12 protein-coding genes are annotated in these 15,865 nt (G+C 45.9%); 4 read left to right on the top strand and 8 right to left on the bottom strand.

What is annotated here, in order from left to right:
* Positions 1–69 precede the first annotated feature (69 nt).
* Together EDC52_RS09260 and EDC52_RS09255 are read left to right on the top strand one after the other, a co-directional pair.
* The gene (locus tag EDC52_RS09260; protein ID WP_165911682.1) at positions 70–1,365 is read left to right on the top strand and encodes an alpha/beta fold hydrolase; all 1,296 of its coding nucleotides are present in this window, start codon (positions 70–72) and stop codon (positions 1,363–1,365) included.
* A gap of 385 nt (positions 1,366–1,750) precedes the next feature.
* A complete protein-coding gene (locus EDC52_RS09255; RefSeq protein WP_131865036.1) occupies positions 1,751–4,048 on the top strand; it encodes a TonB-dependent siderophore receptor in 2,298 nt (765 codons plus the stop codon).
* Positions 4,049–4,133: 85 nt separating this feature from the next.
* Here EDC52_RS09255 and satP read toward each other — a convergent pair whose 3' ends face one another.
* A complete protein-coding gene (gene satP / locus EDC52_RS09250; RefSeq protein ID WP_131865035.1) occupies positions 4,134–4,697 on the bottom strand; it encodes an acetate uptake transporter in 564 nt (187 codons plus the stop codon).
* A 302-nt stretch (positions 4,698–4,999) separates the two neighbouring features.
* Between satP and EDC52_RS09245 the strand changes: the two genes are divergently transcribed.
* Positions 5,000–5,449 carry a DUF4385 domain-containing protein gene (locus EDC52_RS09245; RefSeq protein WP_131865034.1) on the top strand — a complete coding sequence of 150 codons (450 nt, stop codon included), beginning with the start codon at positions 5,000–5,002 and terminating at the stop codon, positions 5,447–5,449.
* A 33-nt stretch (positions 5,450–5,482) separates the two neighbouring features.
* On the opposite strand, the gene EDC52_RS09240 is transcribed toward EDC52_RS09245, so the two are convergent.
* Complete coding sequence (locus EDC52_RS09240) at positions 5,483–6,112, bottom strand: glutathione S-transferase family protein (RefSeq protein WP_268990347.1); 630 nt, start codon at positions 6,110–6,112, stop codon at positions 5,483–5,485.
* A gap of 138 nt (positions 6,113–6,250) precedes the next feature.
* On the opposite strand from EDC52_RS09240, the gene EDC52_RS09235 reads away from it, so the two are divergent.
* Positions 6,251–6,430, top strand: a complete 180-nt coding sequence (locus EDC52_RS09235) for a GhoT/OrtT family toxin (RefSeq protein ID WP_131865033.1) — start codon at positions 6,251–6,253, stop codon at positions 6,428–6,430.
* Positions 6,431–6,448: 18 nt separating this feature from the next.
* Here EDC52_RS09235 and EDC52_RS09230 read toward each other — a convergent pair whose 3' ends face one another.
* The 6 genes from EDC52_RS09230 to EDC52_RS09205 form a co-directional block, all read right to left on the bottom strand.
* Positions 6,449–7,243 (bottom strand): GGDEF domain-containing protein, encoded by a 795-nt coding sequence (locus EDC52_RS09230; protein WP_131865032.1) that lies wholly within the window; start codon positions 7,241–7,243, stop codon positions 6,449–6,451.
* A gap of 616 nt (positions 7,244–7,859) precedes the next feature.
* The gene (locus tag EDC52_RS09225; protein WP_131865031.1) at positions 7,860–9,881 is read right to left on the bottom strand and encodes a hypothetical protein; all 2,022 of its coding nucleotides are present in this window, start codon (positions 9,879–9,881) and stop codon (positions 7,860–7,862) included.
* A gap of 12 nt (positions 9,882–9,893) precedes the next feature.
* Complete coding sequence (locus EDC52_RS09220; RefSeq protein ID WP_131865030.1) at positions 9,894–11,084, bottom strand: glycosyltransferase family 4 protein; 1,191 nt, start codon at positions 11,082–11,084, stop codon at positions 9,894–9,896.
* A gap of 103 nt (positions 11,085–11,187) precedes the next feature.
* Positions 11,188–13,293: a hypothetical protein gene (locus EDC52_RS09215; RefSeq protein WP_131865029.1), complete on the bottom strand. Its 2,106-nt coding sequence runs from the start codon at positions 13,291–13,293 to the stop codon at positions 11,188–11,190.
* A gap of 4 nt (positions 13,294–13,297) precedes the next feature.
* Complete coding sequence (locus EDC52_RS09210; protein ID WP_131865028.1) at positions 13,298–14,692, bottom strand: ABC transporter ATP-binding protein; 1,395 nt, start codon at positions 14,690–14,692, stop codon at positions 13,298–13,300.
* The gene (locus EDC52_RS09205; RefSeq protein WP_230467986.1) at positions 14,682–15,473 is read right to left on the bottom strand and encodes an ABC transporter permease; all 792 of its coding nucleotides are present in this window, start codon (positions 15,471–15,473) and stop codon (positions 14,682–14,684) included. The genes EDC52_RS09210 and EDC52_RS09205 overlap by 11 nt, the downstream gene beginning before the upstream one ends.
* Between the last annotated feature and the right edge of the window lie 392 nt (positions 15,474–15,865).

The raw sequence follows: 15,865 nt of genomic DNA, 5'->3' as shown, positions 1-15,865 counted from the left end.
CAATCGTAAATACAATCATGGCACCCTGCCTTATCGGCATACTGCGCCAGACACGCTTGAGGAGCATTAATGCTGCTTTCTGAATATACCCTTCCGGCTATGCATATCCGCGATCATCGTTTTACCGTTCCGCTTGATTGGTCCAGTCCCGAAGATGGCAGGACCCTGGATATTTTCGCCCGCGAAGTGGTAAGCCCGACGAAAAAGCAGGCCTCGCTGCCAATAATGGCTTTTCTCCAGGGCGGACCTGGCGGCAAAGGACCACGACCGGTGGGGGGCGGACCGGTCTGGCTGGCCGAGGTGCTGAAGACGCATCGGGTGATACTGCTCGATCAGCGCGGCACCGGGCGCAGCAGCCCGGTGGAAGGCGCAGCCATTGCAGCGCTGGAGGACCAGCCTGCGGCCGATTATCTCTCCCTGTTTCGCGCCGACAGCATCGTCCGCGACTGTGAAGCCGTCAGAAAAACCCTGTTCGGTGATATGCGCTGGCAGACTCTGGGGCAAAGTTACGGCGGGTTTCTTACCCTGACCTATTTGTCCCAAGCACCACAAGGGCTGTCGGCCTGCTATGTTACCGGCGGGCTTTCCGGTCTTGATGCCAGTGCTGACGACGTTTACCGACGCACCTATCCGCGGGTGATGGAAAAAAACGCCCAATACTACCGACGGTATCCTGATGACCGCGCCAAGATTGCCGCCATTGCCGATTATCTAGACAGCCATGACGTCCGGCTGCCGGACGGCGATCGGTTGAGCGTCAGGCGTTTCCAGACGCTGGGCAATGATTTCGGTATGGCCCCAGGTTTTGAGAATGTTCACTGGCTGGTCGATGAAGCCTTTAGTGATAGCGCACAAAGCCGGTTGTCTGATCATTTCCTCGCCCAGATGATGACGCTGACTTCCTACGACAGCAATCCGCTGTATGCCGTGCTGCAAGAGGTTCTCTACGCTCAAGGCGACAAAGCAGCCGACGGCTCGGCCGAGCGGATACGCAGCGACTTCCCGGCATTTGACACACAGGCCCGGCCATTGCTGTTTACCGGGGAAATGATTTATCCATGGATGTTTGATGAAATTCGTTCTCTGCGTCCGTTTCGTGCCGGAGCGCTAGCGCTGTCGCAGCGCGCCGATTTTGCGCCCCTTTATGACAACCGGCGATTGGCTGACAACCCGGTGCCGGTAGCAGCGGTTATCTATCATGACGATATGTTCGTCGATGCCGGACTGTCGCTTGCTACCGCCGCTCGCGTCGGTAATCTTAATGCCTGGGTGACCAATGAGTTCCAGCATGACGGCCTGCGCCAATCATCCGAGGTGATCAAACGGCTGATAAAGGATGTTCAGGATCGCGGCGGCCCGCTGTAGGCCTGGCCTAAAACGACCCGGGACCGTCAGTATTCTGCCGGCGGTCCTGGCACATGTATTAGGCGATGATGTTGCGGTAATAAGCTATCGCACCCGTTACAGGCTCGCTCGCCGGACTGCAGTCCGCCCCGTTTACTTTAGTCCATTCAGCGCCGTGCAGTTTCACATAAACTATAAAGTACCTCATTATTTTTCTTTATATTTAACAATTACCTTCCTTATTTAACCCCTTGTCTGCGTCCACCCATTTTAATTGACTCTGCAAAGGATAATGCCATTGATAATTATTCCTATTTACAATATGGTATAAAAAATTTTGCGCCGCCTTTTTTATTTGCCGCTTAGGCGGCCTTGCTATGCACAGAAACAATGGAGAATGAATGGCATGAATACCCCTGTATCACGTTGCGCTTTAGGGATTCTGTTTGCTTTGGGCGGCAGTGCGGCCGTCGCCGCGCCCCCCCTGAACAGCTCGGAAAAAACATCGGCCCCCGCATCGGCCCCCGCATCGGCTGATTCAACCACTGCGCCTGATGCTGCCGCTGGCAACGGTGATGGCGAAACGCTGGTGGTAACCGCTGCCCAGCAAAATCTCCAGGCCCCCGGGGTATCCACCATCAGCGCCGATGAAATCCGTAAACGGCCCCCGGCCCGTGACGTTTCAGAAATTATCCGCACCATGCCAGGCGTCAACCTGACCGGCAACTCGACCAGCGGCCAGCGCGGCAATAACCGCCAGATAGATATCCGCGGTATGGGACCGGAAAATACATTGATTTTAATAGATGGCCTGCCGGTCAGTAGCCGAAACTCGGTGCGGCAAGGCTGGCGCGGCGAGCGCGATACCCGAGGCGACACCTCCTGGGTACCGCCCGAGATGATAGAGCGTATCGAAGTGCTGCGCGGACCGGCAGCGGCGCGCTATGGCAACGGCGCCGCCGGTGGGGTCGTCAATATTATCACCAAGCGCGATACCGGCGACTGGCACGGCTCATGGAATACTTACCTGAATGCCCCTGAGCATAAAAAAGAGGGTTCGACCAAGCGTACCGACTTCTCTCTGTCCGGTCCGCTGGGCGATGCATTCAGCTTCAGGTTATCCGGCGGCCTGAGCAAAACCCAGGCCGATGCCCAGGATATTAACCAGGGTCACCAGTCATTACGCACCGGCACCTATGCCGATACCCTGCCCGCCGGGCGCGAAGGCGTGGTGGATAAAAATATCGATGCCCTGCTGAGCTGGGAATTCGCTCCCCAGCAGACACTGGATGTTGAAACCACCTACAGCCGGCAGGGGAACTTGTATGCCGGGGATACTCAGAACACCAATACCAATGCGCTGGTCAAAAACAACTATGGCGAAGAGACCAACCGCCTCTATCGCCAGACTCATGCTCTGACCTGGCGTGGCGCCTGGGATAATGGCATCAGCACCCTAAACTATGTGCAGTACGAGCGTACCCGCAACAACCGTATGAACGAAGGCCTGGCAGGCGGTACTGAAGGCATTTTTTCAGAAAACAGATTTTCTTCCATTGATCTGGGTAGTCTGCTGGGCCATAGCGAACTCAGCGTACCGTTTGAGCTTGGCGTGCAGCAGACCGCCACCTTTGGCGCTGAGTGGAATGAGCAAAAAATGAAGGACCTGGCGTCCAATACTCAGGCAATGCAGGGTGGCGACATCGAGGGCGTGGACAGCACCCATCGCAGTCCATACGCATCAGCCCGAATATTTTCTCTGTTCGCTGAGGATAATCTGGAACTGACCGATACCACCATGCTGGTGCCGGGGCTGCGTTTCGATCATCACTCGGTATCAGGAACCAACTGGAGCCCATCGCTTAACCTATCCCAGGAATTAGGCGATGATTTCACCCTCAAAATGGGCATAGCCCGCGCCTATAAAGCGCCTAATCTTTACCAGACCAACCCGAACTATGTGCTTTACAGCCGTGGCCAGGGCTGTGCAGCCAGCACCGGCGGCTGTTACCTGATAGGCAATGATGATCTCAAGGCTGAAACCAGTATCAACAAAGAGATTGGCCTGGAGTTTCACCGCAATGGTTATCAGGCTGGGGTAACCTATTTCCACAACGATTACCGCGATAAAATTGAAGCTGGCTATACGCCGCACGGCGTATCCAGCACCGGCGCCACCGATGTATACCGCTGGGAAAATGTGCCCAAGGCGGTAATTCAGGGGCTGGAGGGCACCTTGAATGTGCCGGTCACCGATCGTATTTCATGGAATAATAATTTCACTTACATGTTCGAAACCAAGAACAAAACCACCGGCGATTATCTGTCGGTCATACCGGAATATACCGTCAATTCAACGCTCAGTTGGCAAGCGATGGACGCATTGTCGCTGCAATCTACGCTGACCTGGTATGGCCGGCAGAAGCCGAAAAAATATAACTACAAGGGGGATGCCGTTACCGGGACTGAAAGGCATGAAGTCAGTCCTTATGCGATCGTCGGTCTAAGCGGGACTTATGACGTCAACAAATCTGCCAGCGTCACCGTCGGCATCGATAACCTGTTTGACAAGCGTCAATACCGCGCGGGCAACGCTCAGACCACCGGCAATGCTGCAACCGGTTCAGTGATGAACGGCGCCGGAGCGGCGACCTATAATGAAGCGGGGCGTACTTTTTATCTGAGCCTGAATACCCATTTCTGACCGGCGGATAACGATAACGCACCCAGGGTGGACATCGGCCTGTGCCGACTGAGCGCCCTGGGTGCGTTTTTGATTATGACCTGTTTCAGCGTGCGCCGATTGGCAGTACCACGCGACCCAGGTTTTCATTGATAACCTGAGCGACCGCCAGGTAAATGGCGCTGAAACCGCAGACCAGCCCCACATAACCAGCAATAACGATAATTCCGCTATTACCCGCAATATTACCGACAGCCAGCAGCGCAAACAGCACCGTCAGGCTGGCAAAAACAAATTGCAGCATGCGATTAGCGCGCAGAGTGGCTAAAAACATGAACAGCGTGAATATGCCCCAAAGCGCCAGGAAGACACCCAGGAACACCGGGTCGCTGGGTTCAGCCAGGCCCATACGCGGCAGCAGTAAAATTCCCACCAGACTCAGCCAAAAAGCGCCATAGGAAGTAAAGGCGGTCATACCAAAAGTATTGCCGTGTTTGTATTCCATCAGGCCAGCGATAATCTGTGCGATACCACCATAAAAAATGCCCATACTGATAATGATTGAAGTAAGAGGGAAAAAGCCTGCGTTATGCAGATTAAGCAGGACTGTGGTCATCCCAAAGCCCAACAATCCCAGCGGGCCGGGGTTCGCCAACGTATTGGTATGCATATATCCTCAGAGACAAAGGTCAAAAAAAACGGAACAACTGTTCCTTAAATTACCGTCCATCGCAGGGTGTTTTTATCATCCGACGGTGGCCAGCGACGCATCATAATGACCTTTTAATCGAGAAACAATGATCTGGATTAGTGCAGTGGATTTATAATGCAGTGTAAGGAACAAACACGAAGTTGCACCCAATGTGCAGGATCATGCTGTTTTCATGCGAAAGTAGCGTGAAGATTAACAGCGCTGGCTTCAGTATCGACGGCTCGCTTAACGCCTCAATCCCGGCGGCTCTTAGGAGGTCTATGCGTCCTTTTAATTATCAGCAGGATTTTGACAATATTGATTTTCGTACCCACCCGGAATGGTACCAGGTCGGCCGCGGCGAGCAGGGCGTGCTGCTGGTGCAGCCTTACAAGCGTGAAATCCTGCCGCACTGGCGCTTCAAGGATGTCGAAAGCGCACGTCATTCCGCCGAGCAAATTTATGCGCTGTTCGAGGCATATCGCCGCCAGGATGATTTTGTCGGCATGGATATGGCGCGCAAATTTATCCAGATGGGCTATACCCGGGCCAGGCGTTATGCTAATCATCCGGGGGGTCGAAAGTATGATGCGCAGCGCAATCTGCTGCCCTTCAAGCTGGACCAGAAAAAAGCCGCAGCGGCCGACATCTTCAAGCGATACTGGGACCGAATCCGCGCCGATGAAGACTACCTGCGTCGCAAGCGGTCCCATCAACAACGTTATGGATGAGGGGGCGCTACTCGCATCCGAGCAGGCCGTGGGTTAACACATTTCATGCCGTGCCAGCACGCTGGCCGCTCGTGGATGTTGTGCAATTCGCTGCAGTAATTGACTGAATTGCGGCCGTTTTTCAGCCAGGAAGGCGCGGGTGCCTGACCAACGCGATACCACTACCGCCAGGAAATCCAGGGCGCCGGGTTGGTCGCCGGTCAGAAAAGGCCAGCCGGAGAAGGTATCGGCAAACATCTGCCAATGATAATGCAGACGCCCGGTGGTTCCCTCTTTCAGACGCTTAAGGGCATCATCATCTGCCGTCAGCCAACGCTCTGGATAATCGATGATGCCGACGGCGCTGTAACAATTGGCAGCCAGAAAGACTAATCCCCGCAGTACTTGAGCGCGACGAGCGGGCTCAACAGGAACAATGCCTGATTCGGTATGACAGAGCCCCAGATGGATAAGCATGGCCGCGCTTTCCGTCATCACCGCGCCGTCAGGAAACACCAGCGTCGGGATCTGCTGCAGTGGATTGACCTGTTTAAGCGCCACCCGGTCACTGTCTGTAGCCCAACTGGCGGTTTCAACAACAGTATACGCCAGACCGGCCGCGTTCAGCGCCATTTCGACCGCCGCAGATCCTGAACCTCTATAGCCATAAAGCGTGTAGCTCATCATCATTGCCCCGCAAAAGTGACCCAATTGTATTGATAACGTCATTCAGCTGTAGATGTAGTGATAAATAATTGCATATAGCATGTTGAACCTCTAGAATCCGCGCTGTTAAACACCGTTAAGGAATATGTAAGCAAGATGTCGTCAGCGTGGGAAGTGATTGAACGTATTTATCTCATTGGTTTGGTGGTTGCCACGATCGTAACCTACCTGCTGAGCCATGACCCCTCAATAAAAGTAAAGTTGTTCACGGCAAAAATAATCGGCCTGACCTGGCCCATGAGTCTGCCGGTCGTATTACTCTTCTCATTATTCTGATAAGTGCGGCCGAGGTAATCACTGTTCCAGCATTACGGTGCGGTTGCGCCCGCCATACTTGGCCAGGTACAGCGCCTTGTCAGCAAGTTTGAAGACGTTCTCCGACTTGTCCTGCCTGGGGTGATAAAATGCGATCCCCAAGGACAGGGTAATGTCCTTGATGCCAGAGACATGTTCGGCCGCGGCCTGAGTGCGAAGCCGTTCGGCGATAGCGAGGAAGGCTACGCGATCGGCCGCGGGCAGCAACAGCAAAAACTCTTCCCCCCCACTCCGACAGCTAATATCGCTTTCCCGAGAGCAGGACTGGATCAGTTGCCCTAGCCGTTTGATAACTTCATCGCCCATATCATGACCCCAGGTATCATTAATCTTTATGAAATGATCGATATCCATGGCGATAATCGCAAAAGGCTGCTGGGCTTCACGCAGCGCTGCTACCGCCAGCTTCAGCCCACAACGGTTATATAAGCCGGTCATCGGGTCGGTCTGTACCTCGGATTTAAGATGGGTAATCTTCTTATGCAACAGGCTGATCCCTACCGGCATGGCCTTTTTTAGCTGTGCGGCTTCGAAGTACCAGGAGGAAATACGTTTGATTTTTTCAAATACCAGCGGGTGATCCCTGTCGTTGGCGCGCTGTGCCAAATGCCATAACGGCTTGGATATCAGGCGACATAACAGCCAGATCGACAACAGGGTAACCCGGGTTAAAGGAGCCGTTTTATAGAGTACGCTGAGCATCAGGCCCTTGAGCGACAGCAGCGTATTATAGGTGATCCTTATCGTCACCACCTTCCACTGTGAGGACGGCACTTGGGCATAACCGGCCAACAGACTGCCGACGCCGAAACAACGGGTTCCGAGATCAAGAACTGCCTCGATTTCAGCGCGGTAATCGCGCCTTCAGTGTTCAGATGTGTGCCGACCCCAGGGAAGGACTGCGGAAAAGTCGACCTGACGATTCCCCGAGCCTCAACTACCGCCACCGAATTGAAACGGCGGGTTTGCGACAGCAGGCGATAGGCTTCGGAGGAGCCCGGCAGTTATGGTCGATTACTGTAAGTTAATAATCATACCCGGTACAAGATATTACTTGTTGTTATCATTATAAGCAGAGCTCGAAATTTAAACAGAGACATTTACCCCCGACAGGCAAAAAAAAGGAGCCGCAAGGGCTCCCGGTATAGATTACGCATATTCTGTCGGACAAGGGCTGGCTGACGGCGGCCTCAGAATCATCTCGGGTAGAAATATCCGGCCCTGATGCACCGTCTCAATAACCGTATAATTGCCGTATTCAGCAGGTCTATATCACTCGTCCTGTAACTGGCAACAATAACCCCGCCTATACCTCGTTACATGTACAAAGGGGATGACATCAGGTCAATCCTTGATAACGTGTAATTATGCGCGAGATTGGCTTTTATCATTAGCGACGTCGATGAAATCGGCGTTTATAAAATATTGCTAAATCAATAACAAAGGCTAACAGGTGCTTACGAACAAATGAAAGCTCCTTACGTTTCCTGATACCCTCGCTCCATTGGTTAGCCACAATGAAATCAATCAATTGCGCGCGTTTGCGCCAGTTGTAAGTTGAACTCAAAATATCAGAAACGGTAGGAGTATGACTTTTTGCGACATAATCACCCAGCCCGAACGTTTCATTATGGTTCAATGAATCAAAGGTAGAATTAAGTTCTTGACTGCTTCCCTGAATAAAATCGCCCCAGATCTTCATTGATAGAGGTCTGAGATCGTGACTGGTAAGTGAGTGTGAGATAAGGTAATCAGCCCAACTATTCAGAGACGCTAGTACACCCTTCTGTAGTTTTGCGGTAAAGTCGTACCACGCTTTATTTTCAGCTTCATCAATTTTACGTATAGCGCAGTAAGAGCCATTGACAATTTCATAGCCCACTACGCTGCCTGCAGGTGAATTTGTTATCATTTCTATCGGAGCAACAGAATCAAGGAAGAAAGGCAATTCGTCTGAAAGATTGAGATCAGGGCCATAGGCATATTTTTTGCTGTTGCCTGGCTGTGGATTTAAGTACTTAGCCAACCCAAGATAGACGCCGGTAAAATTCACTTTGGGTAATATTAATGCGATATTATCCTGTATTGTCCCACGCCAACCGACGTCAACGACACAAATATTCTCCTGCTGGTTTGTGAGCCCTTTTGACATAAAATAGCCCAACAGCAGGCTTCTTTTTATCTCAATGTCTTCTAACAAAGATTTTTTGAAATCTTCATCGGCAAATAAAGAAATAATGCGGCTATCCTGCCATGGGTAACGTATAACTTCCTCGAGAGGAATGTGATGCTTGTTGGCAAATACAGAATATTTATGTTGTTCTACATCTAGCGTTTTAAACAGCGCATTCAAAGACTGAGAGCTATAAAGATTCCAGAGCCTCATCATTTCATCGGTTGAAACGTCTTGTAATGACGCGCAAAATGTCGCAATACGACTCACTTCCAAAATTTGATACTCGGGGAATTCAATATCAGGCATTTCACTTTTTAAGGAGTCAATTATTGCTGAAAAAGCCTCACAAAAAAACTCTCCTTCACGGGTAAAAAAGTATATTTTACGCGAGTCGGATTCTATAGCTTTTTCAAGGATAAACAGGCTATAACCTACGATGAATGGTGAAGAACGCACCCCTAGACTGAAAATTTTGTCATCAGAACCGACGGATTTTAAAGACTGGTCTGCACCGCTCAATATTTTGGCAAATAATTTATTAGAATCTGAAAAAACATGCTCAGTTTCCAGCCTTTTATTATGCCCATATTCAGGGAGAAAACGTACAGACTTGATACCCAGTTCAGCAGGTTTGATACAGTCAGACCATTCATTATCACCAAAATGAATCCAATCCTCATAAGCAACTCCAAGTTGCTCATGAATGTACTCGAAGAGCTTGCCAGATCTTTTATTCAATTTGATATCAGCAGAAGAATAACCTCCTTGCAAAATTGATGAAAACCCGTTTTTTTCAAGCAATTTAGCTAATCTTTCTTTTCCCATATAAAAATCTGACAAAAATATTGTTGCTTTTGCAGGATAAGCAGCTAGAACGTCCTTTATATTTTCATCTGCATCGGTCAGCGACATTTCCAGCGAAAATTCAAACTCACAAAGCTCATGAGAGATTTGCTGTACGGTCTCATGAGCATGGCCAGGTAAATATTTTTCTACCCATTGGAATAATACATTCTCAAATAGGTATTCATCATCAAACCCAGCCAGCACATGTTGAGCACCCAGTTGCTGTTCGATTGACACTCTCGAGCTGAATAACTCACGCTGGTCCGTAATTTTATGTAACTTGAAATATTTGTAGTAAAAATATCTCGCAGTAGCAAGCTTTATGAAATCTGGATGACATTTTCTTCTTAGAAGTGTGTCCCATACGTCTACAGTTTTAAGTTTATACATTATCAGTACCGTTTACTTCTTAATGAAGCGATAGATTTTTCGTAATGGTCCATTTAATGAAGGCGGAAGGAGCATTGCTACCCGACGCAACAAAGAGGGCTTAACCCTATTGAATGCCGCCATACCATCATGTCGTGTCGCTGGAACTTTTATTGGTCGAATATTATACATTCTGGATATATCATGGGTTGGAGTTGACTCACCCGATATGATCTTATTAATAGAATCGTAAAATTGCTGCGTCTCTATCGCTAAATCCCTATCCAACATGTACGCAGCACCAAAGTTGGACATTTTATCATTCAGGTCTTCGTCAGCTAATACTTTAATCATTGCTTCAGCGAGACTTTCCGGCGTTTGGTTTGCCAGCAATACCGCTTCAGGAGGAAAGTCATAAAGGTTGTTTTCTCGCCATATTTCTACAACGGGTAAGCCCGCTGCCATCATCTCAAATGGAATACGGGAAGGATTTGAAGAACTGATACATAAACCTACTCTACATCTATTATAGAGTTCATTGCATTGTTCAAGATTTATAAGTCCCAAGTTTGTATGTTCGAACCAGGCATCGCTTTTACCATCAGACCCATAAAGATATATATTCACATCAGGATATCTATGCTTAACAATGCCCAATGCCTCTAAACCAAGTCTTGAACACCTGCGAGGTTTATCGGGTTGGTGAATAAAGCAGATCGCCTTTTCTTTTTTTATGTTTCCTACAGGATGGTAAATACTTAAATTAGCCCCGAATTCGAAATGATATCCATACACGTTAAAGCGATGTTTAAGTTCATGTCGTAACCAGCGGCCAATGGTTATGGGGGTAAGATTGTATTGGTAGGAGTTCTCAGCCATCAAATAAGCATCGCCCATGGGATTGAACCATGCTTCAAAATCTTGGACAAAATAGATTCTTTTACAATCAAAAGGGAGAGCTGCTACAAAAGCTGCAGAATACCAAATAGTCGCGATGCATATATCTGAAGGTGTTGCGCTATTCCACCCATAAAAAACGTTGTTAAACCTTAAACTAAAAAGAGATTTTATCTTATCTGCAGCCTGGCCAATGCCCGTTTCGTCTTCAAGATAAATATGGCAAACATGCCCTTTGCTTTCAAGATATTCGGCATGCTGTAGCATCGTACGATGTCCACCAGAGCCTTTGATCAAACTTGGTATAAACCATGAAATTATAGCCATAATTTACCTAATACATGCGTAATTTTGTCATTGTAACAACTAGAATCAGCGGATAGCGAAACGACATAATCAAATGATGGGTCGTAAAATTTTAGTTGCCCTTTCAATGATTATTATTGATATCCGAGTTACTAATAATATTTTCCAAGTTGCGTATGTTATTGTCACGTTCCGCTATCATCTTCTCCATTGCTTTCATTGCCTGCCAGCGCTCATCGATAATATTGGCTTGGGCTTTTATTGCCTCATCTCTTTCTTTGATCATTAAGTCCATATTCTTAATAATGTCAAATCGCTTTTGCAGCATATCGGCTTGGGCTTCGATAACTTGATCTTTTTCACTGATCATTGCATCCATGGTTTTGATAGCCTCAAATCTGTCATCCAGGATTTCAGCTTGACTTTTAATTGCGCTATCCTTTTCACGGACCAATGAATCCATTTTATTGATAATTTTTAAACGCTCACTTATCACAGATGACCATGAATTACTGTTTATGGACTTCAGCAAACCGCTTTTCCAACTTAATAAGTTTTTAGCGTTAGTTAGCTTTATCAACCAGTCTACTATGTCGTGATAGATATACAAGGTGAACTGCAGGGGTTTATTTATATCGCCATATAACTCCAAGGCAGGTACTGAAAGTATTTTATACCCTTCTAGTATTCCTTTGACTGCTGATTCTTCCGATTTTAAATATTCTTTTCTACTGTAAAACATTACCGCCAAGTTATAATATGACTGCAGAATCTTAGTTCCTATAGTTGAACTAAAAGTTTCGTACTTTACATCAATCGCTTTGAGATATAAAGCCATAGCCAAATCAAATTGACCTCTACTTTTATATAATTCCGCGCTAAGAACATAAAGAGATATCAACCAGCGAATTTGATGAGGACTGGCATTCGGTAACGAAACAATTCCTGAACAGTAACGCATGATTATATTTAATATATCACTTTCATTCTCTTGTATCGAATTACCGATTCTTTGGTAGCCTATAATTGCCAGTGCTGCACCATAATCAGGGGAAAGAGCATCATAATTTGATAGGATATATTTAGCATACTTTTCTAAAGTAGATGAAATTTTATTACGAAATGGAAACTCTACCATGGCTTTAACAATCCAAGGATTAATATAGTCTCTTTCAAAGGCAAGCAGGTTCTCAGGGGGGTAACTATACTGATAATTGATTTCTTTGTATTTGAAATTTTCATAATCGATGAATGGATTTTTCATGTAACAACTAGTTATAAAGTCATAATCTGAAGATACTAAATTTGCTAACAACATTTCTTCAACATTCAGTGAAGTCCATTCAGAAAACCGATTGCAGCATCCAAAAACTGCTTCTAAATCAAAATAAGCTGGATCAATAGAAATGCTCATGGCAGTAGGCCGAGAGATAATTAGGCGGCCACCAGGAGTCATATTATCTATGATTTTAAGCATGATCTCACTAATATCATTATCATGACTGTAATAGATTACTATACAATCAAATTTAGGATAATGAACTTGCTGATCATCCAATGGTCCATTTAAAGATATATCATCGGTTAAAAAGTCTGAAAATTGCAATAGATGCGGAAATAAATGACATTCTCTTATGGCAGTGCGTCGGTTCAAGATCGAATCGGCAATGCCCTCATCAAGACCAACCACCGCAACTCTTTCATTCTGTCGAAGCAAATATTTAATGCTCTCACAAAAGGCGGTTTGTTTATACAACTCATTTGCAGTTAAATATAATGTCGTGTCAAGTGGATAATATTCTAAGGTTATTGCAACATAATACCCTGTATCGTTATTGAGGCTATATTTTGGTTCAGCAATGAATGAAATGTCTTCGCGAAATCCAGCCGTAACCATCTGATCCAGGACGTCTGTTTTACATACTGCACCCTGATTATGATTAAAGAAAATAGCCATTCTCGTCTGTTCGCTGAAGATATTTTTGATGTTATCAAACAGCGTAGCGATTTGATCCAGATCGTTAAAAACCAGATTATCTATCACTATGAAATCAAAGGGTAAATTCGATTTTTTTATTATTTCCCAATCGATTTCGAAAATCACATCACTTTGTAATGATGTGGTAAGATAGCCTTGGCTATTTAGATATTGTATAGTGCTATCTGAACAGTTGATAAGTAAATAGTGTCCAACCCCATACAGATTATCAATCGTATCAATATCAATCATGTTTTCACCATATGGCTTTCATTTTCAGGTCTGTCAGGCCACCAAAAAAGTAACTATCACGCAATATATGCACGTGAAAGAAAGCGGCTTCATCACGCCAATGCAATATTTTCTGTGAAAAGTAATCGGGTGTTTCTTCATAAGACACAGAAGCTTGCACTTCATAAAGATTGCTGCCTAAAGTACATTCAAAACGCAGATCAACAAATTCTTTAACGCCAGCAGAGAAGTTACGCTTCCAGAACAGTTCACTATCAGTACCAGAGCTGATATTTTGCATATCCTGATTCAAAGTTCCCCAAGAATAAACCTTTACCCCTTCTTTGTTCCGTATCCTCAAACCTACATTGAGTTTATCTATATCGCGATTTACTTGAAAGTGTATACGTATGGTGATGACTTCTCCAGGATTGAATACATTAACTCTATCTCCGCTTTCATTATACAATTCAACCTGATTGATTACCGCCTCGCCTTCGCCAAATGAAAGCTTGTCAGATCTTAATACTACTACTGGCGAACCATCGCTTTCGATTTCGCTTGGCTTGATGTTTATTTCCGACACATCCGTTTCCTGCTCTAGCTGAGCTCTTTCAGAAATATCGGTAGTTAAATTGGCATAATATTGGTTCTCTTCTTCGTGAAGCAAGCGGCGATATTCCAACAAAACTTCTGAAGATAAGCCTGTTCTTCGTTGGATACCCCGATCGAGCAATACCGATTTATTCGTTAATGTTCTCACAGACTCTTGATCATGCGACACGAAAAGGAGAGTAACTCCATTGCTGGTCAATTTTTCAATCTGCCGAAAGCACCGCTTTTGAAATAAAGCGTCACCCACAGCGAGGGCTTCATCAACAATTAATATATCTGGCTCAAGCTGAACCTGAACCGCAAAAGCCAAACGAACCATCATACCGCTTGAATATGTCTTAACAGGCTGATCGAGATGAACGCCGATATCCGCAAACCCAGCTATGGCATCGAATTTATTATCGATCTCTTTGCGAGAGAGCCCAATTACCGAACCATTAAGATAAATATTTTCACGGCCGGTAAATTCGGGGTTAAACCCTGATCCCAACTCCAGCAATGCCGCGATTCTGCCATTGGTTTTAACTGTTCCGGTAGTGGGTGTCAGCGTGCCTGTGATAATCTGTAATAATGTGCTTTTACCGGAACCATTACGACCAATAATGCCCGCAGCCTCACCACGTTCAATTTCGAAATTGATATCCTTCAATGCCCAAAATTCATCATAATATCTAGTTCTTTCCCGCCCGAAGAGATTTTGTACTTTCGGCACAAAAAACTGCTTCAGTCTATCGCGCGGATTCGCATATATCTGGTAGCACTTGCTAACATTATCAACTGAAATAGCTATTTTATCAGAGCACATCGGCAAATCCTTTTCTGGTGTTCTGGAAGAATGCGTAGCCTGATATGCAGATAACGGCTCCTACAACAAGATTTATTATCAACATTTCCCAATTAGGTAAGACCCCAAAAAATACAACTTTTCTGGCTTCTTCAATCATATAAGCTAAAGGATTCAACATGATTATCTTTTGAAATGCTATTGGCAAAACATTGACAGGATAGAAAACAGGGGACATAAACATTAATATACTGATTAAAATACCGATTGTCTGTGCCACATCTCTGACAAATACGCCTAAAGAGGCCAAGAACCAACTGGCACCAAGTATTGCCAACATCAGCGGTAGCATGATTACTGGCAATAATAAGACAGTAAGATGAACGGAGTGTTTGAATATTATAATGGCCAAGAATAGGACAACCAGACTTATAGATGCATGGAAAAGAGCTGCAAAAAAATTAACAAAAGATAAAATCTCTAATGGGAAAACAACCTTCTTTACATAGTTTACGTTTGATGTTATTAAGGAAGGTGCTCGTCCAATACATTCTGAAAATAGATTAAAAACGATCAGCCCGGTGAATAACACAATAGCAAAGTCTGCTTTTCCGGCATTCGGGTCAGTGCCCCAACGAGTTTTAAAGACGACCGAAAATACAAAAGTATAAACAACCAGCATCATCAGTGGATTAAACAATGACCAGGCAAGACCTAAAAATGATCCTTTATAACGGCCTGTCACCTCTCTCTTGGTCATTTGCCAAATAAGATCTCTATTTTTGAGAAAGCTTACAATCATACTTTTACAAATTCTTATCATTTAAATTTCCCACATAATTAACTAGCTAACTAATTCATTCTTATGTCATTGCTTGATGTCGTTCATATTTTTTGGCGTTATTACATATCACCAGTAGGTGTTGGTTAACCTCGAGGATTTGATGTATGCTACTCTTACTCTTGAAAAACCTTTTATCTTTTAACGCAATACTTACGCTGTGCAAAATAGTTCGAGGCGTATTATCAAGCTCATCCAGACACTCTCATTGCTATCCCAGAGATCTGTTGAGATTAACTCGAAAAGTGCCCCCCATTTTCGTGATAAAGTATAAGTATCAACCCGCCTGGCTGTTCATCAAATCATCACTCACATGATAAATGGCAGCTAGAAAATATCACGCTACCGCCCCT

This window comes from Biostraticola tofi (assembly GCF_004343195.1).
GTDB lineage: Bacteria > Pseudomonadota > Gammaproteobacteria > Enterobacterales > Enterobacteriaceae > Biostraticola > Biostraticola tofi.
The sequence above is the reverse complement of the archived record's forward strand: the minus strand, read 5'-3'. Positions and strand labels throughout refer to the sequence as shown.

Excerpts from the sequence above, each read along its gene's own strand:
- EDC52_RS09260 (WP_165911682.1), top strand. The coding sequence starts at position 70 with ATGCTGCTTTCTGAATATACCCTTCCGGCTATGCATATCCGCGATCAT.
- EDC52_RS09255 (WP_131865036.1), top strand. The coding sequence starts at position 1,751 with ATGAATACCCCTGTATCACGTTGCGCTTTAGGGATTCTGTTTGCTTTG.
- satP (WP_131865035.1), bottom strand. The coding sequence starts at position 4,697 with ATGCATACCAATACGTTGGCGAACCCCGGCCCGCTGGGATTGTTGGGC.
- EDC52_RS09245 (WP_131865034.1), top strand. The coding sequence starts at position 5,000 with ATGCGTCCTTTTAATTATCAGCAGGATTTTGACAATATTGATTTTCGT.
- EDC52_RS09240 (WP_268990347.1), bottom strand. The coding sequence starts at position 6,112 with ATGAGCTACACGCTTTATGGCTATAGAGGTTCAGGATCTGCGGCGGTC.
- EDC52_RS09235 (WP_131865033.1), top strand. The coding sequence starts at position 6,251 with ATGTCGTCAGCGTGGGAAGTGATTGAACGTATTTATCTCATTGGTTTG.
- EDC52_RS09225 (WP_131865031.1), bottom strand. The coding sequence starts at position 9,881 with ATGTATAAACTTAAAACTGTAGACGTATGGGACACACTTCTAAGAAGA.
- EDC52_RS09220 (WP_131865030.1), bottom strand. The coding sequence starts at position 11,084 with ATGGCTATAATTTCATGGTTTATACCAAGTTTGATCAAAGGCTCTGGT.
- EDC52_RS09215 (WP_131865029.1), bottom strand. The coding sequence starts at position 13,293 with ATGATTGATATTGATACGATTGATAATCTGTATGGGGTTGGACACTAT.
- EDC52_RS09210 (WP_131865028.1), bottom strand. The coding sequence starts at position 14,692 with ATGTGCTCTGATAAAATAGCTATTTCAGTTGATAATGTTAGCAAGTGC.
- EDC52_RS09205 (WP_230467986.1), bottom strand. The coding sequence starts at position 15,473 with ATGATTGTAAGCTTTCTCAAAAATAGAGATCTTATTTGGCAAATGACC.